Below are 1,215 nucleotides of genomic sequence, written 5' to 3'. Positions count from 1 at the left end.
CAATGTGTGAGACAAAAGGCGTTAGAAACAAACCCCTTAAACCCGGACATTTCAACTTGGCCGGAAAGCGGACATCTGAATCTGGCCTCGACATTACTGTGGGAGCAATATGAGAATGTCGTGTTCTAGCAAGATACAAATGTCGTGTTTTTCGACTGCTGGCAAGCTGGCGGCTCTCTGTGCGATGGCAGGAGCCAGCCATGAAACCAGCCACACTCGTGACACTGAACATGCGCGAACTCGACCGTCTGAAGGTGATCCAGGCCGTGGTGGACATGGGACTGAAGCCCGGGCGTGCCGCGGTGCGGCTCGGCCTCACGGTGCGGCAGATCGAGCGGCTGGTGTTGCGATATCGCGAATCCGGCGCGGCGGGTCTGGCCTCGCGCAAGCGTGACCGCCCGGGTAACCGGAAGCTCGACGAAGGCCTGGCGCTGCGTGCCCTGACCATCATCCGTGAGCGCTACGCCGACTTTGGTCCGACGCTCGCCTGCGAGAAGCTGCGCGAATGCCATGGGCTCGTGCTGTCAAAGGAGACCATCAGGCACCTGATGACGGACGCAGGCCTGTGGGTGCCGCGCAGCCAGCGGCCGCCGAAGATCCACCAGCCACGGGCCCGGCGAGCGTGCCTGGGCGAGCTGATCCAGATCGACGGCAGCGATCACCGGTGGTTCGAGGACCGGGCGCCGGCGTGCACGCTGCTGGTGTATGTCGACGACGCAACCAGCCAGATCATGGCGCTGCACTTCACGGCCACGGAGTCGACCTTCAGCTACTTTGAGGCGACGCGTGCGTACCTCGAACGCTATGGCAAGCCGGTCGCGTTCTACAGCGACCGGGCCAGCGTATTCCGGCCAACGTACAGCCGCACCGGCGCGCGGGGCGTCACGCAGTTTGGCCGGGCGATGTACGAGCTGAACATCGACACATTCTGCGCGAACTCGAGCCCGGCCAAGGGGCGCGTCGAGCGCGCGCACCTGACGCTGCAGGACCGGCTGGTCAAGGAACTGCGGCTGCGCGGCATCCAGACCATGGAAGCGGCGAATGCATACGCGCCCGCCTTCGTGGCCGGCTACAACGCGCGCTTTGCAAAGCCACCGAGGAGCACGTTCGATGCGCACCGGTTGTAATGTCCGCTTTTAGCCAAGTTCAAATGTCCGCTTTTTCGCAGCGTAAGCTGACCGGCCGCCGGCGTTCCGGCGCGGGAGGCTTTAATGG

General features: G+C 63.5%; 1 pseudogene. It reads left to right on the top strand.

The features are described 5' to 3' along the window. Positions 1-200: 200 nt before the first annotated feature. Positions 201-1,121, top strand: a pseudogene (locus P3T23_RS47775) (ISNCY family transposase); the annotation flags it as partial. Positions 1,122-1,215: the final 94 nt, after the last annotated feature.

It is taken from the genome of Paraburkholderia sp. GAS448 (assembly GCF_050435685.1).
Taxonomy (GTDB): Bacteria; Pseudomonadota; Gammaproteobacteria; order Burkholderiales; family Burkholderiaceae; genus Paraburkholderia.
Note: the sequence above shows the minus strand (reverse complement) of the source record. Positions and strands in the feature narration are given on the sequence as shown.